Source organism: Streptomyces sp. NPDC087310, from assembly GCF_044744405.1.
Taxonomy (GTDB): Bacteria; Actinomycetota; Actinomycetes; order Streptomycetales; family Streptomycetaceae; genus Streptomyces.
Genome location: NZ_JBIUYF010000006.1, coordinates 590,461 through 614,213, shown reverse-complemented (window position 1 = coordinate 614,213; position 23,753 = coordinate 590,461). Strand labels below are relative to the sequence as shown.

At 71.1% G+C, this 23,753-nt stretch carries 16 protein-coding genes; 7 read left to right on the top strand and 9 right to left on the bottom strand.

From position 1 onward, the window contains the following. Positions 1-43: 43 nt before the first annotated feature. The 3 genes from ACIO3P_RS25525 (at position 44) to ACIO3P_RS25515 (ending at position 5,698) form a co-directional block, all read left to right on the top strand. Complete coding sequence (locus ACIO3P_RS25525) at positions 44-1,390, top strand: sugar ABC transporter substrate-binding protein (protein WP_329825780.1); 1,347 nt, start codon at positions 44-46, stop codon at positions 1,388-1,390. Positions 1,391-1,501: 111 nt separating this feature from the next. Continuing rightward, positions 1,502-3,553, top strand: coding sequence for a beta-galactosidase (locus ACIO3P_RS25520; protein ID WP_401852483.1), 2,052 nt, complete (start codon positions 1,502-1,504; stop codon positions 3,551-3,553). Between the two features lie 108 nt (positions 3,554-3,661). Then, positions 3,662-5,698: an RICIN domain-containing protein gene (locus ACIO3P_RS25515; RefSeq protein ID WP_401852482.1), complete on the top strand. Its 2,037-nt coding sequence runs from the start codon at positions 3,662-3,664 to the stop codon at positions 5,696-5,698. A gap of 173 nt (positions 5,699-5,871) precedes the next feature. Here ACIO3P_RS25515 and ACIO3P_RS25510 read toward each other — a convergent pair whose 3' ends face one another. The 5 genes from ACIO3P_RS25510 to ACIO3P_RS25490 all read right to left on the bottom strand — a co-directional run bounded on the left by ACIO3P_RS25510 (position 5,872) and on the right by ACIO3P_RS25490 (position 12,848). Beyond that, the gene (locus tag ACIO3P_RS25510; protein WP_401852573.1) at positions 5,872-8,421 is read right to left on the bottom strand and encodes a CBM35 domain-containing protein; all 2,550 of its coding nucleotides are present in this window, start codon (positions 8,419-8,421) and stop codon (positions 5,872-5,874) included. Positions 8,422-8,457: 36 nt separating this feature from the next. Next, positions 8,458-9,336 carry a carbohydrate ABC transporter permease gene (locus tag ACIO3P_RS25505; protein WP_401790363.1) on the bottom strand — a complete coding sequence of 293 codons (879 nt, stop codon included), beginning with the start codon at positions 9,334-9,336 and terminating at the stop codon, positions 8,458-8,460. Continuing rightward, positions 9,333-10,259, bottom strand: a complete 927-nt coding sequence (locus tag ACIO3P_RS25500; RefSeq protein ID WP_401852481.1) for a carbohydrate ABC transporter permease — start codon at positions 10,257-10,259, stop codon at positions 9,333-9,335. Before ACIO3P_RS25500 ends, ACIO3P_RS25505 begins: the two co-directional genes overlap by 4 nt. 72 nt (positions 10,260-10,331) lie before the next feature. Beyond that, complete coding sequence (locus ACIO3P_RS25495) at positions 10,332-11,663, bottom strand: ABC transporter substrate-binding protein (RefSeq protein ID WP_401852479.1); 1,332 nt, start codon at positions 11,661-11,663, stop codon at positions 10,332-10,334. A 111-nt stretch (positions 11,664-11,774) separates the two neighbouring features. After that, positions 11,775-12,848, bottom strand: a complete 1,074-nt coding sequence (locus ACIO3P_RS25490) for a LacI family DNA-binding transcriptional regulator (protein ID WP_401852477.1) — start codon at positions 12,846-12,848, stop codon at positions 11,775-11,777. A 103-nt stretch (positions 12,849-12,951) separates the two neighbouring features. On the opposite strand from ACIO3P_RS25490, the gene ACIO3P_RS25485 reads away from it, so the two are divergent. Together ACIO3P_RS25485 and ACIO3P_RS25480 are read left to right on the top strand one after the other, a co-directional pair. Beyond that, positions 12,952-15,120 (top strand): glycoside hydrolase family 36 protein, encoded by a 2,169-nt coding sequence (locus ACIO3P_RS25485; RefSeq protein WP_401852475.1) that lies wholly within the window; start codon positions 12,952-12,954, stop codon positions 15,118-15,120. A 199-nt stretch (positions 15,121-15,319) separates the two neighbouring features. Then, positions 15,320-17,818, top strand: coding sequence for a family 43 glycosylhydrolase (locus tag ACIO3P_RS25480; RefSeq protein ID WP_401852473.1), 2,499 nt, complete (start codon positions 15,320-15,322; stop codon positions 17,816-17,818). A gap of 106 nt (positions 17,819-17,924) precedes the next feature. Here ACIO3P_RS25480 and ACIO3P_RS25475 read toward each other — a convergent pair whose 3' ends face one another. The 4 genes from ACIO3P_RS25475 to ACIO3P_RS25460 all read right to left on the bottom strand — a co-directional run bounded on the left by ACIO3P_RS25475 (position 17,925) and on the right by ACIO3P_RS25460 (position 21,556). Continuing rightward, positions 17,925-18,818 carry a serine protease gene (locus tag ACIO3P_RS25475; protein WP_401852472.1) on the bottom strand — a complete coding sequence of 298 codons (894 nt, stop codon included), beginning with the start codon at positions 18,816-18,818 and terminating at the stop codon, positions 17,925-17,927. A 188-nt stretch (positions 18,819-19,006) separates the two neighbouring features. Then, positions 19,007-19,264, bottom strand: coding sequence for a hypothetical protein (locus tag ACIO3P_RS25470; protein WP_329825771.1), 258 nt, complete (start codon positions 19,262-19,264; stop codon positions 19,007-19,009). Positions 19,265-19,337: 73 nt separating this feature from the next. Further along, entirely contained in the window at positions 19,338-20,009 is a 672-nt protein-coding gene (locus ACIO3P_RS25465) for a histidine phosphatase family protein (RefSeq protein ID WP_329825770.1), read from the bottom strand. Next, positions 20,006-21,556, bottom strand: a complete 1,551-nt coding sequence (locus ACIO3P_RS25460) for an FGGY-family carbohydrate kinase (RefSeq protein ID WP_401852469.1) — start codon at positions 21,554-21,556, stop codon at positions 20,006-20,008. Before ACIO3P_RS25460 ends, ACIO3P_RS25465 begins: the two co-directional genes overlap by 4 nt. A gap of 272 nt (positions 21,557-21,828) precedes the next feature. On the opposite strand from ACIO3P_RS25460, the gene ACIO3P_RS25455 reads away from it, so the two are divergent. Both ACIO3P_RS25455 and ACIO3P_RS25450 read left to right on the top strand, forming a co-directional pair. Continuing rightward, complete coding sequence (locus ACIO3P_RS25455) at positions 21,829-22,623, top strand: DeoR/GlpR family DNA-binding transcription regulator (RefSeq protein ID WP_329825768.1); 795 nt, start codon at positions 21,829-21,831, stop codon at positions 22,621-22,623. 69 nt (positions 22,624-22,692) lie between these two features. Continuing rightward, positions 22,693-23,709 (top strand): 2-hydroxyacid dehydrogenase, encoded by a 1,017-nt coding sequence (locus ACIO3P_RS25450; protein ID WP_329825767.1) that lies wholly within the window; start codon positions 22,693-22,695, stop codon positions 23,707-23,709. Positions 23,710-23,753: the final 44 nt, after the last annotated feature.

Genomic DNA, 23,753 nt, shown 5'->3' with positions numbered 1-23,753 from the left:
CCCGCTTTCGGCAGTTCTCTGACAACGAAGTGAGATGACTCTGATGTTCAACACAACGCGCCGCACCGTGCGCGGCGCAGGTCTGGCCTCCGTACTCGCCCTCGCCCTCACCCTGACGGCCTGCGGCGGCTCCTCCGACGACAGCGGCGGTGGCGGCGACTCGGGGAGCCCGGAGGACGTCAAGGCCGCCCTCGACAAGGGCGGCGACCTGACGGTCTGGACCTGGGACAGCACCATCCCCCAGGTCGCGAAGGACTTCGAGGCCGCGCACCCCAAGGTGAAGGTCAAGGTCGTCAACGCGGGCACCTCGAAGGACGAGTACACCGCGCTCCAGAACGCGATAGCGGCGGGCAAGGGCGTCCCCGACGTCGCGCAGATCGAGTACTTCGCGCTGAGCCAGTTCTCCCTCTCCAAGTCCGTCGCCGACCTCGCCCCGTACGGCGCTGACAAGCTGGGCGACTCCTACTCCCCCGGCCCGTGGAACGCGGTCAGGACCGGTGACGGGGTCTTCGGGCTGCCCGTGGACTCCGGCCCGATGGCGCTCTACTACAACAAGAAGGTCTTCGACAAGCACAAGATCGCGGTCCCGACCACCTGGGACGAGTACGTCATCGCGGCCGAGAAGCTGCACAAGGCCGACCCGAAGGTCTTCATCACCGCCGACACCGGCGAGGCGGGCTTCGCCACCAGCCTCATCTGGCAGGCCGGCGGACACCCGTACACGGTGGACGGCACCGATGTGAGCATCAACTTCACCGACGCGGGCAGCACCGCGTTCACGAAGACCTGGCAGAAGCTCATCGACGGCAAGCTGCTGGCGCCCGTCACCTCCTGGACCGACGAGTGGTTCAAGGGGCTGGGCGACGGCACCATCGCCACCCTCGCCACCGGCGCCTGGATGCCCACCAACCTCAAGACGGGCGCGCCCGCGGCCGCGGGCGACTGGCGGGTGGCCCCGCTGCCGCAGTGGAAGGCGGGCGCGAAGGCCAGCGCGGAGAGCGGCGGCAGCTCGCTGGCCGTCCCCTCCGCGGGCAAGAACAAGGCGCTCGCCTACGCCTTCACCGAGTACGCCGCCGCCGGCGCGGGCGTGAAGTCCCGTATCAAGGACGGCGCGTTCCCGGCCACCACCGCCGATCTCACGTCGAAGGAGTTCCTGGACACGAAGTTCGACTACTTCGGCGGCCAGCAGATCAACAAGGTCTTCTCCCAGTCTGCGACCGAGGTCGTGCCCGACTGGTCGTACCTGCCCTTCCAGGTCTACGCGAACTCGATCTTCAACGACACCGTCGGCAAGGCGTACGTCTCCGGCACACCGCTGTCGGAAGGTCTCGCCAACTGGCAGAAGCAGTCCCGCGCCTACGGCACGGAGCAGGGTTTCACCGTCAAGTAACACCGGCCGGCCGGGGGTGACGGGCGGCGGCGACCTCGCCGCCCGTCATCGCCCGGTGCCCGCGGTCCGCCCGGACCGCGCGGATCCGGCACGATCTTCCCGAGGAGCAAGATGACCCGCGCCCCGTCGCCCCGCTGGCTGCGCCGGCCGCACGACGCCCCCGCACCGGGGTTCGCCTACGGCGCCGACTACAACCCGGAGCAGTGGCCGCGCGAGGTGTGGCACGAGGACATCCGGCTGATGCGCGAGGCCGGTGTGAACATCGTGTCCCTCGCCATCTTCTCCTGGGCCCGTATCCAACCCGCCCCGGACGTATGGGAGTTCGGCTGGCTGGACGAGATCATGGATCTCCTGCACGCGGGCGGGATATCCGTCGACCTGGCCACCGCCACCGCGTCCCCGCCCCCCTGGCTGACCACCCTGCACCCCGAGATCCTTCCCGTGGGGCCGCACGGCGAGACGGTGTGGCCGGGCGCCCGCCAGCACTGGCGGCCCACCTCCCCGGTGTTCCGTACGTACGCACTGAAGCTCGCCACGAAGATGGCCGAGCGGTACGGCGATCACCCGGCGCTCGTCGCCTGGCATGTCTCCAACGAGCTGGGCTGCCACAACATCTACGACTTCTCCGACGACGCGGCCCGCGCTTTCCGGATCTGGCTGGCCGCCCGCTACGGCACGGTCGAGGCGCTCAACCACGCCTGGGGCACCGACTTCTGGTCCCAGCGCTACACGGAGTGGGGACAGATCCTGCCGCCCCGGCTCGCCGCCTCGCACCCCAACCCGACCCAGCAGCTCGACTTCAAGCGCTTCTCCTCGGACGCCCTGAAGGAGCATCTGCGCGCCGAGCGCGAGGTGCTGTACCGGCTCACCCCCGAGGTTCCGGTCACCACCAACTTCATGGTGATGGGCGAGACCAAGGGCATGCACTACGCCGACTGGGCGCGCGAGGTGGACTTCGTCTCCAACGACCACTACGTCCATCCGGGGCCGCAGGGCCTGGACGAGCTGTCGTTCTCGGCGAACCTCACCGGCTCGATCGCCGGCGGGCATCCATGGTTCCTGATGGAGCACTCCACCAGCGCGGTCAACTGGCAGCCGGTCAACCTGGCCAAGCGCGAAGGGGAGTTGGCGCGCGACTCGCTGCTCCATGTGGCGCACGGCGCCGACGCCGTCTGCTACTTCCAGTGGCGGCAGTCCGCGGCGGGCGCCGAGAAGTACCACTCGGCGATGGTGCCGCACGCCGGTCCCGACAGCGAGGTGTTCCGCTCGGTGACCCGGCTCGGCGCGCTGCTGGGCGACCTGTCCGAGGTCGCGGGGTCCACCCGGCGCCCCGCGCTGGCCGCGATCCTCTTCGACTGGGAGTCGTGGTGGGCCAGCGAGCAGGACTCCCACCCGTCCTCGCTACTGCGCTACCGGCAGGAGGCGCTCGACTGGTACTCCGCGTTCCTGGCCCTCGGGGTACGGGCCGACGTCGTCCACACCGGGGCCGAACTCGGCGGCTACGACCTGGTGGTGGCGCCGGTGCTCCATGTGGTCCCGCGCACCCTCGCCAAGGAGCTGAACAGCTTCGTCGAGAACGGCGGCCACCTCGTCACCACCTACTTCTCCGGTGTGGTGGACGAGAACGACCATGCGTGGCTGGGCGGTTACCCGGGCGCGCTGCGCGATCTGCTGGGCATCAGGATCGAGGAGTTCGCCCCGCTGCCCGACGGCCGGAGCGTCACCCTGGACGACGGTTCCACCGGGACGCTGTGGACGGACCCGATCACCCTCACCGACGACACGGTGGAGGTGCTCGCCTCGTACACCTCCGGTGACCGGGCGGGCCAGCCCGCGATCACCCGGCGCGCGGTGGGCCGGGGGTCCGCCGCGTACGTCTCCACCCGGCTCGGCGCCGAGGGGGTGCGCGGTGTGCTCGCCCGGCTGCTGGACGGCGCCGGGGTGAGCGGCGAACTGCCGGCGCCGGCCCGCGGCCGGGTCGAACTGGCGGTGCGCGGCCACGGCGCCACCGACTACTGGTTCCTGGTCAACCGCACCGACGAGCCCGTCGAACTGCCCGGTGTGGACGGGACCCTGCTCGCGCTGACGGCCGGGGCGGACCAGCGCTCGGCCGGGCAGCCCCTCGTTCTCGGCCCGCGCGGCGTGGCGGTGGTGCGCCGCTGAGGGCCGTCCCCCGCAGCGAAGAGAAGGGACGTACGACCTCGACCACCGTGACAGGCACGTGCGCAGTTCTCCCCCGATGACGCGACGAGGACAAGGGAAGACCCCACGATGAAGCGACCACGTACCATCCGGTATCTGCCGGCGGCCCTGGCCGTCGTCCTGGCCACCGGCGGTGTGCTGGCCGGCGGACCGCTGCCGGCCGCCGCAGCGGCCGAGCCGGGCTCCGCCGTCACCGTACGGCCGGACCCCTCGTACCAGGGACAGAAGTTCGAGGGCTGGGGCACCAGCCTGGTCTGGTTCGCCAACGCGACCGGCGGCTATCCCCCGGAGATCCGCGAGAAGCTCGCCGAGCTGGTCTTCGGCGACGACGGTCTCGCGCTGAACATCGCCCGGTACAACATCGGCGGTGGCAACGCCCCCGACGTGAAGGACTACCTGCGCGCGGGCGGCGCCGTGCAGGGCTGGTGGAACGCGCCGGAGGGCACCACACGCGAGGACACCACCTGGTGGTCGGCGGACGACCCGGCCGACTGGAACCCCCGGGCCGACGCCACCCAGCGCTGGTGGGTGAACCGGATCGCCAAGGACATCACCCACTGGGAGGCGTTCTCCAACTCCCCGCCGTGGTTCATGACCGAGAGCGGCTACGTCTCCGGCAACTTCCAGGCCGGACAGGACCAGCTCAAGCCGGAGTCGGTGGACGACTTCGCCGCGTATCTGACGGGCGCCGTGGAGCGGCTGGAGAAGTCGAGCCGGATCAAGGTCGACACCATCGACCCGTTCAACGAGCCCAACACGTCCTACTGGGGCACCACCCTGGGACCGGACGGCGAGCCGATCGGGGGCAGGCAGGAGGGCGCCCACGTCGGCCCCGAGCGTCAGCAGCAGGTCATCAAGGCGCTCGCGGAAAAGCTGGGCACGTCCAGGACCGACGCGGTGATCTCGGCGATGGACGAGACCAACCCGACGACGTTCGCCCGCAACTGGGAGTCCTACCCGCAGGACGTACGGGACCTGGTCTCCCAGCTCAACGTCCACACGTACGGCACCGGCGGCAGGACCACCGCGCGGGACATCGCCAAGGCGGCCGACAAGCCGCTGTGGATGAGCGAGGTCGACGGCGACTGGGGCGACGGCCAGGACTTCACCAGCATGAAGCCGGGGCTCGGGCTCGCCAGGCACGTGGTGGACGACCTGCGTGAACTGGAGCCCACCGCTTGGCTGTTCTGGCAGCCGGTGGAGGACTACGACAACATGAAGCCGGGCGGCGAGTCCGCGAAGGGCGGCAACTGGGGCTCCATCCAGGTGCCGTTCAGTTGCACCGCGAAGGACACCCTGGAGACCTGCCCGGTCCGGACCAACACCAAGTTCAACACGGCGCGGAACTTCACCCACTTCATCAAGCCCGGCGACCGGCTGGTGAAGACGGACGACACCGCGAGCGCCGCGGCCGTCTCCGCCTCGGGACGGGGCGCCACCGTCGTCCACGTCAATGACACCGCGGCGGCGCGCGCCGTCACCGTGGACCTCTCCGGCTTCGGCCGGATCTCCCGGGACGCGAAGGTCACCCCGGTGGTCACGGACGCGAGCGGCGCTCTCGTCAAGGGGGCTCCGGTGGCCGTGAAGGGCGGTGGAGCGACCGTCACCGCACCGGCCCAGTCGGTGACCAGTCTGCTGGTCACGGGGGTCTCCGGGGTCGCGAAGGACGCCGCGGAGCTCCAGCGGGGACACACCTACACCCTGACGGGCGTGGGCAGCGGCAAGTCGCTCGACGTCTCGGACGACGCCACCGGCACCGTCATCCGCACCACCGACACGGCCGACACCGGCCAGCGGTGGCGGATCGAGAAGGTGTCGAACGGCACCGGCAACCGGGACCGCTACGTGGTGCGCAACGCGGAGCGGAAGCTCCGGCTGGCGGTACGGGACGGCGCGGCGGTGCTGGAACCGGACCGGGGCAGGGCCGGGCAGGCCGCCCAGTGGGTCCTGTCCACCACCGGTGACGGCACTTACACCCTGGTCGGCGCGGAGAGCGGCAAGCTCCTCGAAGTCCCGGGCCAGGCCACGGCGGACGGCTCGCGGGTCTCGGTGTGGACGCCCAACTCCGGTACGAACCAGCGCTGGAGGGTCACCGGCCTGACATAGGCGGCAGCGCGGGAAGAAGCTGCGGGAAGAAGCTGCGGGAAGAAGCCGAGGACCGGCCCTGAGGGCCGGTCCTCGGTCGTGGTGCGGGTGGAGCGCGTGTGTGGTGCGCGTGTGTGGAGCGCGTGTGTGGAGCGCGTGTGTGGAGCGCGTGTTTGGTGCGCGCCCGTGGTGGATCAGCCCCGGACGGGGGCGAGTTCGATCTTGTCGATGTTCGGCGCCCACGCGGACGCGTTGCCGATCGTGAGGGTGTTGGCGCCCTGCTTCAGGGTGACCGGGACCCCGATGGTCCAGAAGTCGTCCCAGCTCCAGGTGTTCTTGAAGGTCACCTTCCGGGTCGCACCGCCGACCGTGACGTCCGCGGTGCGGGACATGATGTCGGTGTTGTAGGCGTGGCCGTTGTCGCGGCGGTCGTTGTGGCTGTAGGAGAGCACGAGGACGTACTGTCCCGCACGCGGCGCGGTGACGCTGAATCCGGCGGTGCTGGCGGCGCTGTTGCCGAGCCAGCCGATGTACGTCCCCGCGGACGCGCCCGCGTTGTCCACGAGCCGGGCGCCGCCCGCGAGCGTGGCCTGCGCGCCCTCGTAGGTGACGGAGCCGGCCGAGGTGCCCGCGCCCGCCACGTCGAGGGAGCGCAGCGCCGCCGGGCCCGAGGCGGTGACGCGGTTGTTGCCCGCCACGAGGTACAGCTTCAGCGCCTGGTTCGGGGCGGCTGTGACGTTCTCGCCGTGCAGCGCAAGCTGTACGGGCGCGGAGGCGCGTGAGGTCACCGTGTAGTAGCCGTCGCGCGGCGCGTACACGTCGAGCACGGCCCTGCCCCCGGATCCCAGGACGAGCGCGCCCGTACCGGTGCCGGTCGCGTCACGGTAGTCGTACGACACACTGCCGGAGATGTCGGCGAACGTGGCCTCGTAGGAGGCCGCAGGCGTGGTGTGCGCCGTCAGGTCGATCCGGTCCAGGGTGACCTCGCCGGTGCCCTTGGCCAGGGTGACGGTGTGCCGCCCTGCGGTCAGCTCGACCGTCACGTCCTGCTTCCCCCGGTAGAGCCAGTTCTGGGTGGAGGGATAGCCGACCGTACGGGCCGCCCCGCCGTCGACGGAGAGCGTCTGGGTGGCCGGGGCGCCGGACTGGTTGCCGTACAGGACCGACAGGTCGTACGTGCCGCTGGCCGGGACGTCGACGGTGAAGTCGACCTTGCTGGCGGCGGTGTTGAGCGAGCCGACGTCCTTGGTGCCGGAGGCCGCGTACCCGTTGGCGTTGGCGACGGTGCCCTGGGTGTAGACCTGGCCACCGGTGATCCTGGCGCTCTCCGCCTCGTACGACGCGGACCACGGTACGGCGGCCGTGGCGGGCGTGCCGGAGCCCGCCGGGGTGAGCAGGATCCGGTAGGCGGACATCTGGTCCAGGCCGGTGAGCGGTACGGTCACGGTGCCGTCGGCGGCCACGTTCAGCTTCGTACGGGAGAGCACGCGCGGGGTGGCGTGCTGCCCTTCGTAACCGGACCAGGCGGCCTCGGCGACGGTCGCGGTGACGGAGGTGCCGAAGACCTTCGGGTCGACGTTGCGCACGGCCACGTCCGCGTCGCCCGCGGAGCCGCCGAGCAGGACCTGGGCCTGCCTGCGCGCGGTGTCGAGCGAGGCCAGGCCCTGGAGGGTGTCCACGGTGTTGGCCGACGGCGGGGTGACCTTGACCGTCCGACCGGTCATCCCCGCGTACCAGCGGAAGAACCACCAGCCGCCGTTGGGGATGTTGGTGTGGACGACATTGCCGCTGAGGTTGCCGGCGGCGTCCCAGTACGCCTGGTTCGCGAAGACCTTGTTCCGCTCGAACATCGAGACCCACTGGACCAGTTGGCCCGGCACGGAGAGATCGCGGCGGTTGGCGTACTCGTCGATGTTGACGGGCAGCGGGCCGATACCGAGGCTCTTCTCGATGGAACGGTAGGTGTCGTGGTGGGCCTGGAAGTCCCGCAGGGAGGACGGTCCGAGTTCGTGCCAGGTGGTGACGTCCGGCAGGACGTTCTCTCTCTTCGCGAAGGTGAGGAAGTCCGTCAACAGCCGTGTGTGGTACGAGGATTCGTTGGGGCCCGCGATCCGGGCGTCCGGGTCGACGGCGCGGATGCGCTGGTACACCGTCTTCCAGTCCTTGAGGAAGCGGTCGCGGTTGGCCTGGTACGTGGCCTGGTCGGCGACGCCCAGGTTGTACCAGATCTGGTCGGGCTCGTTGAACGGCACGTAGACGAAACGCCCGCTGTTCGGCGCGGCGGCGATGTCCGCGGTGATCCTGTCGACCTTGGTGAGGTAGTCGTCGATGCCGAGGTCCTCGTAGGGCCACTTGGCGTACATGTCCTGCATCAGCACGAGAACGTCCGTGCCGCCGTTGCGGAAGAACGACTTCGACACCGATATCGCGTCGCCGTTGGGGTGCTGCGCGCCGCCCTCCGGCTTCTGCGAGACGCTGGTGACCTTCAGCGGTGCCAGGGCGGCATCGCTCGGCACCCCGTCGTCGCCCAGCCCGTAGAGCGCGCCGTTCGCGCCGAGCATGACCTTGCCCTCGGGGGCGGCGAGGTCGACGGTGAGGCGCTGGGCCGCGACCGTTCCGGTCGGTCCGGCCGCCTGGGCGGCGGGAAGGAATCCTGCGGTCAACGCTGCTCCCAGCAAGGTGGCTCCGACGACGGTGGACGCTCGGTGTCTGGTCCTGCCCGGCGTGCGGGACCTACGGAACATGCGGGTCGTACTCACTGAACCTCCGTTTGATCAGGGTTACTTGACGGCTCCACTGGTGATTCCGGACACGATCCTTCGCTGGGCCACCAGGAAGATGGCGACCATGGGCAGGCTCATCACCACCACGTAGGCGAAGACGAGATGCCAGTTGTTGAGGTAGAGCTGTGCTCCGGCGACCTGGTACAGGTTGATGGGCAGGGTCGCCGCGTCCGAGCCTCCGAGGACGAAGAAGGCGTAGAAGATGTCGCTCCAGGCGTAGAGCATCACCATGATCGTCGCGGTGGCGATGACCGGCCGCAGCAGCGGCAGGACGAGGCTCAGGAAGATCCGCAGCGGTTTCGCCCCGTCGATGCGGGCCGCTTCCTCCAGCTCGTAGGGGATGGTGCGGACGAACCCGGTCATGAAGAAGATCGAGGTGGACAGGTACATCCCGGTGTAGACGGCGATCATGCCGGGGCGGGTGCCGGCCAGCCCGAGCTGCCGCAGCTCCATCACGATGGTGATCACGGCGGGCGGCAGCAGCAGTCCGCTGATGGTCAGCGCGTACGCCGCCGAGACGAGCCGGGAGGAGCGGCGCGCGAAGACCCAGGCCGCGCCCGCGCCGAGGATCAGCACCAGCGCCACCGAAGGCACCACCACCAGAAGGGAGTTGACGAACCCCCGGAGCATCTCGCCCTGGCTGACGGCGTCGGCGTAGTTGTCGGCGGGCTGCCAGTGCCGCGGCGGATCGAGGTTGGGGCGGACCGCCTCGCCCTGCGGCTTGGCCGAGGTGACGAGGACCAGCCACAGGGGTACGCCGACGGCGACGGCGGCGAGCAGCACCACCAGGACGGGGCGGCCGAGACGCCAGGCGCGGGACTCCCGCCCGTGCGCCGGAGCGCGGGCGGCCGTACGGAGGGCATGAGCGGTGGTCACAGCATCTGCTCCCGTCGGCGCAGCCCGATGACGAGGGGGATCGCGATGGCGACGACGATCAGGAAGAGGACGAGGCTCATCGCGGATGCCTGGGCGTACAGGCCCTGTCCGAAGATCCGGAACATGTAGATGTTGAAGACCTCGGTGGAGGCGGCCGGGCCGCCGCCGGTGGTGGCCTGGACGATGTCGAAGGTGTTCATCGAGCCGATCAGCGCGGTCGTCACATTGAAGGTGAGGGCGGGCGCGAGCATCGGCCACCGCACGGAGCGGAAGGTGCGCCAGGGCCCGGCCCCGTCGACCTTCGCGGCCTCCAGCATGTCGCCGGGGATGCCTTTGAGTCCGGCGAGGTAGATCAGCATGGACAGGCCCATCCACTTCCAGCCGTGGATGACGGAGACCAGGGCGAGGGTCCAGGTGGTGGAGCCGAGCCAGGGGATGTCCGTACCGAGTAGGGAGTTGAGCGCGCCGTCCTGGTCGAGCAGGGCCTGGAAGACATAGCCGACGGCGAGCGCGGAGATCAGCACGGGCAGGAAGAACACGGCGCGGAAGAAGCGGTTGAAGCGGGAGTCCCGCTCCAGGAGCAGGGCCAGGCCGAGCCCGAAGCCGTTCTGGAAGAGGGCGGCCAGGGCCGCGTAGAGGAGTGTGGTCCTGATGGCTCTGAGCAGTGAGCCGTCGTCGGCGATCGTGGCGAAGTTGTCGAGGCCGGTGAAGGCGATGTCGGGGTGGTACGAGGACCAATTGGTGAACGGGTAGTAGAAGTTGAGCAGGTTCGGCACCAGGAAGAAGGAGACGAAGAGCACGACCGCCGGCAGCGCGAACCACCAGGGGTGGTGAACCGCCGCGCGGGGCAGCCGCCCCACCGGTTTCCTCTCCCCGCGGGCGGACGGCGCCGCCTTGCGTGAGCGTATGGCTGTCTGCGCCACGGCTGGCATCCCTCGTTCCGACGTGATCGGTCCTGACGTGTTCGGTGATGGGGCGACGGAGCTGACTGTTCGTCAGAAACCGGGTGCCGCCTGCGCCTTGGCCACCTGGGCGAACTGGTCCTGGATGGCCTGGGCCACCTGCAGCGGGGTCTTCTTGCCGTAGATCATGTCGGCGAGGTAGAGGTGGGTGTCCGGGGCGACGACGGCCTTGGCCTGGAACACACCGTTCGCCGTCGGCAGCGCCTTGAGCTGGGCGAGGGAGGTCTCGGGCAGGCCGTCGGGGCTGTCCACGGCGGGCTGGACGGACGGGATCCTCATCGCCTTGATGTAGTCCGCGTAGTCCGTGTCGAGCCAGAAGGCGAGGAACTGGCGGGCGGCGTTCTGCCGCTTCTCGTCGCCGGTCCTGAAGGCGACGACCCCGTTGGTCTGGTCGGGCGAGTACAGGCCGGTGGCGTCCGAGTTCGAGACCGGGAACCAGCCGATCCTGCGGTCGATCTCCGCGGTGCTGTGCTTCGCCTGCAACTGCGTCTGGAAGGAGGTGACATTGAGGACCATGCCCGCGTCGCCGTTCCAGAGCGCGTCGGCGGAGCCGGTGAAGGTGCCGGTCCGGTAGTTCTTCTGCGCGAGTCCGGCGCCGAGCAGTTGGTCCTTGTACGTGGTGACGGCCTTGACGACGACCGGGTCGGTCCACTTCTTCCTGTTCGTGTTGAGCCCGTCCCACCACTGCCGGTCGAGGTCGGTGAGCTGTACCTGCATCTGCCACTGCAGGGGCCACTTGTCGCCGCCGGACTCGTAGAACGCGGCGGCGTCGGTCCGGTCCTTGACGGTGTGGCCGAGCTTCAGCAACTCCGCGTAGCTCCGGGGGAACCGGTCCTCGGTGATGCCGGCCTTCCGGAAGACGTCCTTGTTGTAGTAGACGCCGAGCATGGCGGGGCTGGTGACGATCGCGGCGTACCGCTTGCCGTCGATGACACCGAGGGACTTCTCCGTGTCGCCGAGCTTGTCGACCCACGGCTCCTTGTCGAGCGTGAGGAGGTTCTGCCGGGGCTGGACGAAGGGCAGTGTGGAGATGGACGGCTGCCAGAACATCAGGTCCGGCTTGTCGCCGGAGGCGAGCTTGGTCGGTACGTTCTGCTCGTACAGGTCGGGGATGGCCTGGGTGTCGACCGTGGCGCCGGTGGCCTTTTCGAAGGCGTCGATGACCTGCCGGGGCGCGTTGACGGTGTTCTGCGCCGTCCACATCGTCAGTTTCACACCGTCGAGCCTGGCCGTCGGGTCGACCCGGGCGCCGGAGCCGGAGTCCGCGCCGCCGCTGCCGCCGTCACCGGCCGTGGGGTCGCTGCACGCGGTGGCGGTGAGGGCGGTCACGCATATCAGGACGAGGGCTGGGAGAACTCTCTTCATCGGGGGCTCTGCCTCACTGCGTAGAGGGACTGGGGGGCGGCGCTCCGGCGGTGCGTTCCGGCGTGGGACGGGTTCCTGCGTGGCGGTGGGTGCCCTGGCTCCGAGTGGGTGTCATGGCTCCCGAGTGGCGGCGGCCGGTGGCGGGCCCGAGCTCTCCCGCACCACCAGCTCCGGTACGGAGAGCGGGCGCGGCGCCACCGGCGCCGACTCCTCGACGACCCCGTGCAGCAGCCCGAAGGCGGCGCGCCCCAGGCCGGTGAAGTCCAGTCGTACGGAGGTGAGCGACGGGGTGAGGTACGCGGAGCCCGGCGCGTCGTCGAAGCCGGCCACGCTCACCTCGCCGGGGACCGCCCGGCCCGTCTCGTGCAGCGCCCGGAGCACCCCGAGCGCGAGATCGTCGTTGCCGCAGAGGATCGCGGTGACGGCCGGGTCCGCGGCCAGCTTCCGCCCCGCCGCGTACCCGCCGGCCGGACCCCAGCCGCCCTGGATCGGGCGCGGCTCGGGCGCCCCCGCCTCGCGCAGCGCGGCCCGCCACCCCGCCGTCCGGGGCGCGGTGCGCCGGGTGCTGGAGGGGATCGCCACGTAGTGCACGGTCTCGTGGCCGAGCGAGAGCAGATGGCCGGTGGCCTCGTGGGCCGCCCTCCGGTCGTCGGTCCACACCCAGGGCAGTTCGTCGCCGGGCGGGCTCGCGGGCGTCTCGACCACGCCGACGACCGGCAGTCCGGCGGGGACGGCGCTCAGCGCCGCCACCCCGGCCGGGTCGTACGCGATCACGATCAGCCCGCCGCCGGTGTCGGCGGCGCGCTGGACGTCGGCCCGTACGGCGCTCTCGTCGGCCGACTCCAGCACCCCGATCCCCACGGCGTAGGAGGCGCCGCGCGCCGCCTCCTCGATGCCCTGGAGGATCGCCGCGTAGCCGTGGTGCGTGGTGTTCGCGGTGAGTACGGTGACGGACCGGGACCGGCCGCTGGCCAGTGCGAGCGCGGTGGCGCTGCGCCGGAACCCCAGCTCCTCGATGGTGGCGAGGACCCGTTCGCGGGTGGACTGCTTGACGCTCGGATGGCCGTTGATCACACGGGAGACGGTCTGGTACGAGACATCGGCGGCGGCGGCGACATCCCGGATGCTCGGGCCCGCCTTCGCGCCCGCCTTGGCCGACTTCCTTGTGTGACCGGTCACATTCATGCCAGGATTGTGACCGGTCACACAGGACGCGTCAAGAGACCGTAACGAAGGATTCACGCGCCGGACGCACACCGCCGACTCCGGCGGATCGGGAGGGGACACGTTGACCGGTCAGCCAGCGAACAGCACGCGGGAGACGTTCACTTGGGGGCATGCGGCGCTCCGGGCGGAGTTCGCCACCGCCGCCGACGGCACGCTGCGGATGACCGGACTGTCCCGCCCCGGCGGGAGCGCCGGCGCCCCGTCGGACGCCGCCGGGGACGCCCTCCCGGACGCCTCCGCGCCGCTGCCGCTCGTCGAGGTGTCGGCGCTCGGCCACGGCAGCGGCTGGTCGGGGCAGCGCTTCCTGGACGGTGCGCTCGGCTCGCGGCTGCGGCACCGCGCGCACCGCTCCGTACGCGAGGGCGACTGGCACCGGCTCACCGTCGAACTGCACGATCCGCTCAGCGGGTTGACCGCCGAGGTACGGCTCTCCTCGCCCGACGGGGTGGCCGTGCTCCGCGGTGAGGTGCGGCTCGTCAACGAGGGGGTGGAGCCGCTCGTCGTGCAGTCCGTCAGCAGCCTGCTCCTGGGCGGGCTGCCCTCCCCCGATGTGCTCGACGTGCACCGCGCGCGCAACGACTGGCTGGCGGAGTGCCGTTGGTATCGTGCCCCGCTGCGCGAGACGGTCGCCGGGCTCAACCACGCGGCCCACGAGCACGACAGCCGGGCCGCGCTCGCCCTCGCGGGGCGCGGTAGCTGGCCCAGCGACGGCCATCTGCCGATGGGCGGGCTGACCGACCGCGCCACCGGACGCTCGCTGCTCTGGCAGATCGAGTCGGCCGCGGGGTGGCGCTGGGACACCGGCGAGCGGGCCGGCGCGGCGTATCTGGCGCTGAACGGGCCCACCGACGCCGAGCATCAGTGGCGTGAACGGCTGGCCCCCGGCGTGGAGTTCACCACGGTCCCCGCGGTGATCGCACTGGGCTCGGACTTCGACGACGCGCTCGGCCACCTCACCGCGTACCGCCGCGCCGTCCGCCGCCCGCACCCGGACCACACCGCGCTGCCGGTGGTCTTCAACGACTACATGAACACCCTGATGGGCGACCCGACGACCGAGCGCCTGCTGCCGCTCGTCGACGCCGCGGCCGAGGCGGGCGCTGAGTACTTCTGCATCGACTCCGGCTGGTACGACGACCACGCGAAGGGCTGGTGGGACAGTGTCGGCGAGTGGCAGCCCTCGGAGCGCCGCTTCCCGGACGGCGGCATCCAGGCGGTGCTGGACCACATCCGCTCGCGCGGCATGGTCCCGGGGCTCTGGCTGGAGCCCGAGGTGGTGGGGGTGCGCAGCCCGGTCGCCAAGGCCCTGCCGCCCGAGGCGTTCTTCCGGCGCGACGGTGTCCGGATCACCGAACACGGCCGTCACCAGCTCGACCTGCGCCATCCGGCGGCCCGCGCGCATCTCGACGCGACGGTCGACCGGATCGTCGGCGAGTGGGGGGTCGGGTATCTCAAGCTCGACTACAACATCAGTGTGGCGCCGGGCACCCAGGGCGACGGGGACACCTCGCCCGGCGGCGGCCTGCTCGGCCACTCCCGGGCCTATCTGGAGTGGCTGAACGCGGCGCTGGACCGCCATCCCGGTCTGGTCGTCGAGAACTGCGCGTCCGGCGGTATGCGGATGGACGGCGCGTCCCTGGCCGTCAGCCAGCTCCAGTCCACCAGCGACCAGCAGGATCCCCTGTACTACCCGCCGATCGCGGCCTCGGCGCCCACCGCCGTTCCGCCGGAGCAGGGCGCGGTGTGGGCCTATCCGCAGCCGGGGTTCACCCCGGAGGAGATCTCCTTCACGCTGGGGAGCGCGCTGCTGGGCCGGATCCATCTATCCGGACATCTGGACCACATGACGCCGCCCCAACTCGCCCTGGTCCAGCAGGCGGTGGCCACGTACAAGAGGCTGCGGGGCGATCTGCCCACCGCCGTGCCCTTCTGGCCGCTGGGGCTGCCGGGGTGGACCGACGCCTGGATCGCGCTGGGGCTGCGCCCCGGCGGCGGCTCTCCGGACCCGTCCGGCGGTACGACCTATCTGTCGCTCTGGCGCAGGGACGCGGAGGCCACGCGCACCCTGTCCGTACCGCATCTCGCGGGCGTCGAGGCGCGCGTGGAGATCCTGCATCCCCTGGCCTCCTCCGGCAGGGCGCGCTGGCGGGCGGAGCGCGCGGAGCTGACCGTCGAGCTGCCGGCCGCACCGGCCTGTCTGCTCCTCGCGCTCACCCCGACACACGCCTGACGACCGGCGGGACGGCCCCCGGCGCGGAGTGAGGCCCACGCGACACCGCACGCCGCCGGCCGCACCGGAGGAATTCCGGTGCGGCCGATCCGTGCACAACCATTGACGCTGTGTCGCACAAGTGACAACACTTCGAGACGGCCCGTTCCAACAGGAACGCGCAATACCTCACATCGCATCCCGTCCGGGGAGGACCTCCATGCGCCCCCGCACCGCACGCAGAGGCTTCGTTCCACTCTTCGCCCTGCTGCTCGGACTGCTCGCCGTCCCCGGAGGCCCCGCGCACGCGGAGTCCCCGGGCGACAGCGACAAGGCCGCCACCAGGCTCGCCGCCCAACAGCTCGCCGTGGACGGCCTGGACGACGTACGCGGCCATCTCACCCTGCCGGAGACCGGCACCGGCTCCACCTCCGTGCGCTGGAAGTCCGACAAGCCGTCGGTGATCGACGCGACCGGTCTGGTCCACCGCCCCCGGCACGGCTCCGGCGCGCGGTCGGTACGGCTCACCGCGACCGTCACCCGCGGCAAGGCCCGAACCACCCGCGCGTTCCCCGCCACCGTCCGCGAACTGCCCGCCGAGCAGAAGTACACGGGCTACGCCTTCAGTTACTTCACCGGTGAGGGCACCGCGAACGGCGAGCAGATCCGTACCGCGCTCAGCCGGGGCAACGACCCGCTGCACTGGCGGGAGTTGAACGGCGGCAAGCCGGTCCTCTCCTCGGACCTCGGTACGAAGGGGCTGCGCGACCCGTTCGTCATCCGTTCCCCCGAGGGCGACAAGTTCTACCAGATCGCCACCGACCTCCGGATGTACGGCAACGGCGACTGGGACCAGGTGCAGCGCACCGGCAGCAGGTCCATCATGGTGTGGGAGTCCACCGACCTGGTGAACTGGACCGACCAGCGGCTGGTGAAGGTCGCCCCGGACACCGCGGGCAACACCTGGGCCCCCGAGGCGTACTACGACGACAAGTTGAACGCGTACGTCGTCTTCTGGGCCTCGAAGATCTACGCGGCCGACGACCCGCAGCACACCGGCTCGACGTACAACAAGATGATGTACGCGACGACGCGCGACTTCCGTACCTTCAGCGAGGCGAAGGTGTGGAACGACCCGGGCTACTCGGTCATCGACTCGACCGTGATCCGGCACGACGGCAGCTACTACCGGTTCACGAAGGACGAGCGGGACGGCTCCTCGTCCACCCCGTGCGCCAAGTTCATCACCGCCGAGAAGTCCGACGACCTGCGCTCCCCCTCGTACGACTTCGTCGCCGACTGCATCGGCCGGGGCTCGATCTCCCGGGGCGAGGGGCCGACGGTCTTCAAGTCCAACACCGAGGAGAAGTGGTACCTGTTCATCGACGAGTTCGGGGACCGGGGCTACATCCCCTTCGAGACCACCGACCTCGACTCCGGCAGGTGGACCATGTCGGAGACGTACGAACTCCCGGCGAGCCCGCGCCACGGCACCGTCCTGCCGGTGACCCAGGCGGAGTACGACCGGCTGCTCGGCGCGTACGTCCCCAAGGCGTCGGTCGCGGACGCGACGAGCCCCGGCCTCAAGGCGTACGCCCTGGTCGACGACGCGGCGGCGAAGGTCACCCTGCCGATGGAGCCGGGAAGCGAACTCGCGCGTCTGGCACCCAGGTTCGGGCTCTCCGAGGGGGCGCGGATCAGCCCGCCCTCCGGAACCCGGCGGGACTTCCGCACCCCGCAGAGGTACACCGTCACCGCCGCCGACGGCACCCGCAGGACCTGGACCGTCACCGCGCTGCACATGCGCAGTCCGCTGCTTCCGGGACTCAACGCGGACCCCGACATCCAGTATTTCGACGGGCGTTACTACATCTATCCGACGTCGGACGGCTTCGCGGGGTGGAGCGGCACCCGGTTCAGGGCGTACTCGTCGGCCGATCTGGTCAACTGGCGGGACCACGGGGTGATTCTCGACCTCGGCCCCGATGTGAGCTGGGCGGACGGCAACGCGTGGGCGCCCGCGGCGGCCGAACGCGACGGCAAGTACTACTTCTACTTCTGCGCCGAGCAGCAGATCGGGGTGGCCGTGGCGGACAGCCCGGCGGGTCCGTTCAAGGACGCGCTCGGCAAGCCGCTGGTCGCCAAGGGCGGTGGGCTGAGCGGGCAGATGATCGACCCGTCGGTGTTCACCGACGACGACGGGCAGTCGTATCTCTACTGGGGCAACGGCGACGCGTATGTCGTCCCGCTCCACGACGACATGGTGTCGTACGACCCCGCACAGATCCGCCGGATCACCCCGAGCGGATTCCGGGAGGGCACCTTCGTCGTCAAGCGGCAGGGCACGTACTACCTGATGTGGTCGGAGGACGACACCCGCAGCGAGAACTACCAGGTCGCGTACGCCACCGGGCCCTCGCCGCTCGGCCCCTGGACCAAGCGTGACGTGATCCTCTCCAAGCGCCCCGACCTGGGCATCAAGGCCACGGGACACCACTCGGTGGTACAGGTCCCCGGCACGGACGACTGGTACATCGCGTACCACCGCTTCGCGGTCCCGGGCCCCGGCAAGCCGCGCGGCGACGGGATGCACCGGGAGACCACCCTGGACCGGATGACGTTCGCGGCCGACGGGACGATCAACCAGGTGATCCCGACCCTGGAGTCGGTCGGCCCCCTCAAGGGGCGCACGGGGCAGGCGAGTTCCGCCCAGCGGTAGCCGGACGCCCGGCAGGGAACGGCTGCCGTCCGGAGCGGGTCCGGACGGCAGCCGTCGCGCGTTCGGGGTGGTACGGCCGGCGCTACTACCGGTGTTACCAGCGGCGTTACGGCTTGGGCAGGGTGCAGCCCGCGGCGCTCAGGTCGATCCTGCTGCCGGTGGAGACGCAGGCGACGATCCCGTAGGTCTCCTGTGCGTAGTTGATGCCCTGGCGCACGGTGACGGTGCCGTTCGCGTCGACCTCGCAGGGGTTGTTGAGCGTGCAGCGCGCGCCGTCCTCATTGCCCGTGTTGTTGACGGCGACGACCTTTCCGGTGGCGTCGTCGATCACGGGCGAGCCCGAGGTGCCGCCGATGGTGTTGCAGGCGGAGGTGTAGCGGACCGAGTCCTTCCAGGTCCAGCTCCCCTCCTTCAGCAGATAGGCGAAGCCGTCGATACTGCAACTGTAGATGCGCTTCCAGTAGCCGGAGACGACCTTGATCGCGGTGCCCTGTACGGGGCGCGCGGCGTTGAGTTCCAGCGCCGTGATGCCGTACGTGCTCTGGATCTGGGCGTAGGTGCTGGTGAGCTGGTACAGCGAGATGTCCGTGTCGGTCATCGTGCCGTACGCGATCTTGCTGGCCCGCAGGGTCCCCACGCCGGTGCCGGCCGAGTTGAGCAGGGTGAAGGTCCGGGTGGACGCCCGGTCGACGATGACCTGTCCGGCGGCCGGGAAGCCGGTCTCCAGGCAGTGCCCGTTGGACAGGACGAGCGCGGGGTCGGTCGGCTGCGACTGGGGTGTACGGACGACGGAGCCGGAGCAGTTGCTGAGCGCGACCGTTCCCGCGAAGTCGACCGCCGCGAGCTGGGTTCGAGGTGCCGGATCGGCGACGCGTATCGCCGCGTCGGCCCGTACAGCCTTCGTGGGCGCGCCCGCGTCATGGCTTGTGGCCATCGCGGGTGCCGCGCCTGCCCCGAGGAGCAGGACGGCGAGAAGCGCGCCGAGGAGAGGCTTTCTCATGTGGTGTCCCCTCTGTGACCGAAGTTCCTTCGGTGTTTTGTCATGGGCATTGTTGACGTCGGGACGCCAACGGGCAACCACGCCTGGGGAGTTCGGCATACAAAGGGGTTCGGAACACGCGGACGGCAGAACGCGGGGCGGGGCGGCGCCTGTCGGCACCGCCCCGCCCCGTACATACGCTCGTCGGGTCAGTTGATCAGTTCATTGCCTGCCTGGACCGCGTCCGTTCCGGCCTGGACGGCCTTCTTCACGGCGCCGACCTTCTTGCCCACCTTGTTGCCGGTGACGCCCTCGACGACGGGCTTGGCCTCCTGGCCGAGGGCGGCGGCGGTCTTCGCCGTGCTGCTCAGCGTGGAGCCGAGGTCGGCGGCCTGGGCTACGGGGGCGACGGCGGCGAGGAGCGCGGAACCGGCGGCGGCTGCGGTGAGAATCCGTTGCACGTTCATGATCGATACAACGAGCGGAAGCGCCGGAGGGCACGTTCCCCGACCCGATGGGGTGACGCCCGCCGATCCGCGGTCACCGCGCGGGCGTCGTGGGCACGTTGTACGACAGGAGCGCGGGCTGCCCCGCCGTCACCCGTACCTCCGTGATCGCGCAGTTGCGCAGCCCCGGCAGGACCCTGCGGTACTCGCTCTCCGGGATCCCGAGCAGCCGGCACAGGACCAGCCGGAAGAGCGTGTTGTGCGCGACGACCAGCACCCGCCGGCCGGGCCCCGCCTCCGCGAGGCGCAGCAGCGCGGCGGCGCCACGGCCGGCGGCGGCCTTCGGGTCCTCGCCGCCGGGCAGCGGATGGGCGGCCGGGTCGCTGAGGAAGGCGGCCGTCTCCCGGGGGTGCGACGCGTGGAGTTCGGCGATCGTGCGCCCCTCGGCGACCCCGAAGTCGAGCTCGACCAGCTCCGGTTCGACGACGGCCGTCAGCCCGGTCGTACGGACGGCCGGTTCGGCGGTGCGCCGGGCCCGGGAGAGCGGGGAGGTGACGATCGCGTCGAGCCGGGCGCCGCCCGCCCATACGCCGAGCTCCTCGGCCTGCTCGACGCCGCGCGGGGTCAACTCGATGTCGCTGACGCCGGTGTAGCGGTTCTCGGCGTGCCAGACGGTCTCGCCGTGGCGCGCGAGGAAGAGCGTCGCGGGCGCCGGGGGTGTCGGCGCCGGGGACGTCGGCGCGAGAGGGGTCGGGTCGGGGTTCATCCGTGCTCCCGTGCGTAGGTGGCGGTCGGTCCGGGCAGCCAACCGCGCTGTTCCAGCGCGTCGACCAGCGTGACGAAAGGCTCCTGGAACCGCGCGCCGACCCGGGGGCGCGGTTCCAGGACCGTACGGACGCGGACCATCGCGCGCAGGTCGGAGAGCGGAGCGTCCGGTCCCGCCCGGCCCGCGTCCGTGGCGGCGCGCCGTACCCCGTGGGCGGCGAGCACCGCCATGCCGAGGGCCGAGTCGGTCTGCGCGGGGACGGTGGCCCTGCGGCCCAGGACGTCCGCGCGGAGCTGGTTCCAGTAGGCGCTGCGGGTGGCGCCGCCCGTGAAGGTGACCGCCCGGTCGACGGGGGCGCCGAGTTGGCCGACGTACGCCAGGCAGAGCCGTTCGACGAGGGCGACGCCCTGGAGCAGCGCGGCGTAGTGGTCGGCGTCGTCGCGGGGCGTGCCCAGCACGAAGGGCTCCGCGTCGGCGGCCAGGAAGGGGAAGCGCTCGCCGTGCGAGACCAGGGGGTACGCGACCGCGCCCGCCGGTTCGCGGTGGGCGGCGAGCCGGTCGAGGTGGGCGAGGTCGGCCCCGGGGAACGCCCGGGTCAGGGCGCCCGCGCCGACGCTGGAGGCACCGCCGGGGAGCCAGTGGCCGTCCGGGGAGAGATGGCTGTAGAGCACCCCGGCGGGGTCGTGGAGCGGGGCGGCGGTGACGCCCTTGAGGACGAGCGTGGTGCCGAGGACGGTGTTCCACTGGCCGATGTCCCAGGCGCCGGAGCCGAGTTGGGCGGCGCAGCCGTCGGTCATGCCCGCGACGACCGGGGTGGACACGGCGAGCCCCGTCGCCTCGGCCGCCTCGGCGCACACCGTGCCGAGCGGGGTGCCGGGGAGCACGACGGCTGGAAAGTCCAGCTCCGCGAGGCCGAGCCGGTCGTGGACGGCGACGGGCCACGACCGGCTGGACAGGTCGTAGCCGGTCTTCAGCGCGTGGCTGGTGTCGGTCGGTACGGGGTGTCCGACGAGCCGGGCGGTGACGAAGTCGGCCTGGTGGCAGACGCGGGTGCCGCGGAGCGCCGTGCCGGGCACCGCGCCCGCCCCGGTCAGCCAGAGGAGTTTGGCGAGGGCCCAGCTCGGCTGGATGCGGTGCCCCATCGAGCGCCACACGTCGGCGCCGGCCTCCTGGGCGCGCACCGCCTCGGCTCCGGCGCGCCCGTCGTCGTACATGAGCGCGGGGGTGAGCGGCGCGCCGTCGGGGCCGGTCAGCAGGACCGTACCGGAGGTGCCGCACACGGAGAGGCCCCGTACCCGCGTGGCGGCGACGGTACGGAGTGTTCCGCGCAGCGCGTCGCGGACGCCCGACCACCAGTCGGCCGGGAGCTGTTCGTGGCGGTCCCGCTCGCGGTGGCCGGTGAGGGGGGCGGAGCCGCGGCCGGCCACCCGGCCGTCGTCGGTGACGGCGAGCGCGCGCACGCTCTGGGTCCCGAGGTCGATTCCGATCCACACGTCTCCGTGGCGTGGGTCCGTCACAAGCTCCCGCCTTCCCGTCGTTCCCGTCATTCCCGTCGTTGTACAGCGATGCCCGCTGATCTCACGACGCGTGACCCCACGGCGCTTTTCACACCCGCGCCCACGCCTCGGGACTGACGCCCCGGCAGCCGGCCGCGACCCGGATCTCCCGTGTCCTGCCTGGTGGGGAACGCTCCGCCCGGTCGGCCGACGGGTTGACCCGCCCGCCGTCCGTGGTGAACACTGCCGACGGTACATCAACAAACAATGTTATATCCTCAGAGCTTGATGTTACTGAGGTGTCGCTGGAACAGGACCGAGGAATGTCACAGGACAAGAGCCGGCGGGGCCCCCTCCAGCGTCGCCGCGAGATCTCCGACCATGTACTGACCGAGGGTTCGGTGTCGGCGTCGGATCTGGCGGAGCGGTTCGACGTGAGCGTGATGACGATCTACCGCGACATCGACGAGCTGGAACGCGAGGGCGTGCTGCGCAAGTTCCGCGGCGGGGTCACCGTCCAGCCCTCCGGCGTGTTCGAGAGCAATGTGGCGTTCCGCAAGAAGTCCATGCGGCTGGAGAAGGAGGCCATCGCGGCCAGGGCGGCGACGCTGATCGAGCCCGGCATGTCGGTGATGCTGGACGACTCGACCACCGCGCTGGAGCTGGCCCGACTGCTCCCCCGCTTCGAGCCGCTGACCGTCGTGACCAATTTCCTGGAGGTCCTCAACCTCCTCGCGGACGAACGCGGCCTCCATCTCATGGCGCTGGGCGGCGACTACGACCCGCTGCACGACTCGTTCCTCGGCGTCCCCTGCGTGGAGGCCGTGGAGGCGCTCCGCGTCGACCTGTGCTTCGTCTCCACCTCGTCCGTCTACGGCGACTACGCCTTCCACCAGGAACAGCGCATCGTCGCCGTCAAGCGGGCGATGCTCAAGGCCGCCGGGCGCAGCGTCCTGATGATCGACCACTCGAAACTCGGCCGCACCGCGCTGCACCGGCTGACCCCGCTCACCACCTTCGATCTGATACTGATCGACGACCGGACCCCGCCCGATGTGCTGCGCTCCCTCGACGAGCGCGGTGTCCCCTACGAGATCGCCCAGATCGCCGCCGCCTGACGTGTCGTCAGCCGGAACCAGCAGGGTCCAGCCGGATCCAGCCGAGTCCAGCCGAAGGAGACCGCGCCGATGAGAATCCTCGCCGCGGGCGACCACTTCGTCGCCCCCGACCTGTTCACCCGGGAACTGGAGGCCGAGATCGGCCGCGGTCATACGATCGCGGAGCTGCTGCTGGACTGGCCGCTGACCCCGTTCGGCCCGGTCGGCGAGGTCGTGGAGGCGTCGGGCGACGAGGAGACCGTCCTCGCCGCGCTGGAGGGGGCGCGGATCTGCGTCACCCAGATGGCCCCGGTGACCCGCAAGGTCCTCGAAGCCTCCCCCGAACTGCGGCTGGTGGTGGTCGGCCGGGGCGGACCCGTCAACGTCAATCTCGACGCGGCGAAGGAGCACGGCGTCCAGGTCTGCAACACACCGGGACGCAACGCCGCCGCCACCGCCGAGTACACGGTGGGCCTGCTCCTCGCCGCGATGCGCCGCATCCCGGAGACGTCCGCCGCGCTCGCCGCCGGCCGCTGGGCCGGCGAGTTCTACACGTACGGCAACTGCGGCCCCGGCCTGGACGGGGCGACGGTCGGACTGGTCGGCTGCGGCGCGGTCGGCAGCCGGGTGGCGCGCGCCCTGACCGCGTTCGGCGCGCGGGTCCTGCTGTACGACCCGTACGCGGACCAGGAAGCGCTGCGCGAGGCGGGCACACCCGTCGCCGACCTGGACGAACTGCTGCGCCGCTCCGACGTGGTGTCGCTGCACGCGCGGCTGACACCGGAGACCCGGGGTCTGCTCGGCGCCCGCGAACTCGCGCTGCTCCCCGAGGGCGCCGTCGTGGTCAACTGCGCGCGCGGCGCCCTGCTGGACGAGGAGGCGCTGTGCGACGCGCTGGAGTCGGGGCGGCTCGGCGCGGCGGGCCTCGACGTGTACGCCGTGGAGCCGCCCCCGCCCGCGTCTCGGCTGCGGACCGCTCCCCGGCTGGTCATGACGCCCCATCTGGCGGGCGCGAACACCGCCGTCGCGCACAACGCGGCGCGGATCGCGGCGGCCGAGGTGGGCCGCTTCCTGCGCGGTGAGCCGCTCGCGCACCGCGTCGCCTGACGATCTACGGCCCGCGCGGCACAGCACATCGAGCGGCACAGCAC

What these genes read in the sequence shown, in the direction of transcription:
- ACIO3P_RS25490 (WP_401852477.1), bottom strand. Translation starts at nt 12,848, where the DNA reads ATGAATGTGACCGGTCACACAAGGAAGTCGGCCAAGGCGGGCGCGAAG.
- ACIO3P_RS25480 (WP_401852473.1), top strand. Translation starts at nt 15,320, where the DNA reads ATGCGCCCCCGCACCGCACGCAGAGGCTTCGTTCCACTCTTCGCCCTG.
- ACIO3P_RS25470 (WP_329825771.1), bottom strand. Translation starts at nt 19,264, where the DNA reads ATGAACGTGCAACGGATTCTCACCGCAGCCGCCGCCGGTTCCGCGCTC.
- ACIO3P_RS25465 (WP_329825770.1), bottom strand. Translation starts at nt 20,009, where the DNA reads ATGAACCCCGACCCGACCCCTCTCGCGCCGACGTCCCCGGCGCCGACA.
- ACIO3P_RS25495 (WP_401852479.1), bottom strand. Translation starts at nt 11,663, where the DNA reads ATGAAGAGAGTTCTCCCAGCCCTCGTCCTGATATGCGTGACCGCCCTC.
- ACIO3P_RS25450 (WP_329825767.1), top strand. Translation starts at nt 22,693, where the DNA reads ATGAGAATCCTCGCCGCGGGCGACCACTTCGTCGCCCCCGACCTGTTC.
- ACIO3P_RS25520 (WP_401852483.1), top strand. Translation starts at nt 1,502, where the DNA reads ATGACCCGCGCCCCGTCGCCCCGCTGGCTGCGCCGGCCGCACGACGCC.
- ACIO3P_RS25510 (WP_401852573.1), bottom strand. Translation starts at nt 8,421, where the DNA reads ATGTTCCGTAGGTCCCGCACGCCGGGCAGGACCAGACACCGAGCGTCC.
- ACIO3P_RS25460 (WP_401852469.1), bottom strand. Translation starts at nt 21,556, where the DNA reads ATGACGGGAACGACGGGAAGGCGGGAGCTTGTGACGGACCCACGCCAC.
- ACIO3P_RS25455 (WP_329825768.1), top strand. Translation starts at nt 21,829, where the DNA reads ATGTCACAGGACAAGAGCCGGCGGGGCCCCCTCCAGCGTCGCCGCGAG.
- ACIO3P_RS25515 (WP_401852482.1), top strand. Translation starts at nt 3,662, where the DNA reads ATGAAGCGACCACGTACCATCCGGTATCTGCCGGCGGCCCTGGCCGTC.
- ACIO3P_RS25475 (WP_401852472.1), bottom strand. Translation starts at nt 18,818, where the DNA reads ATGAGAAAGCCTCTCCTCGGCGCGCTTCTCGCCGTCCTGCTCCTCGGG.
- ACIO3P_RS25525 (WP_329825780.1), top strand. Translation starts at nt 44, where the DNA reads ATGTTCAACACAACGCGCCGCACCGTGCGCGGCGCAGGTCTGGCCTCC.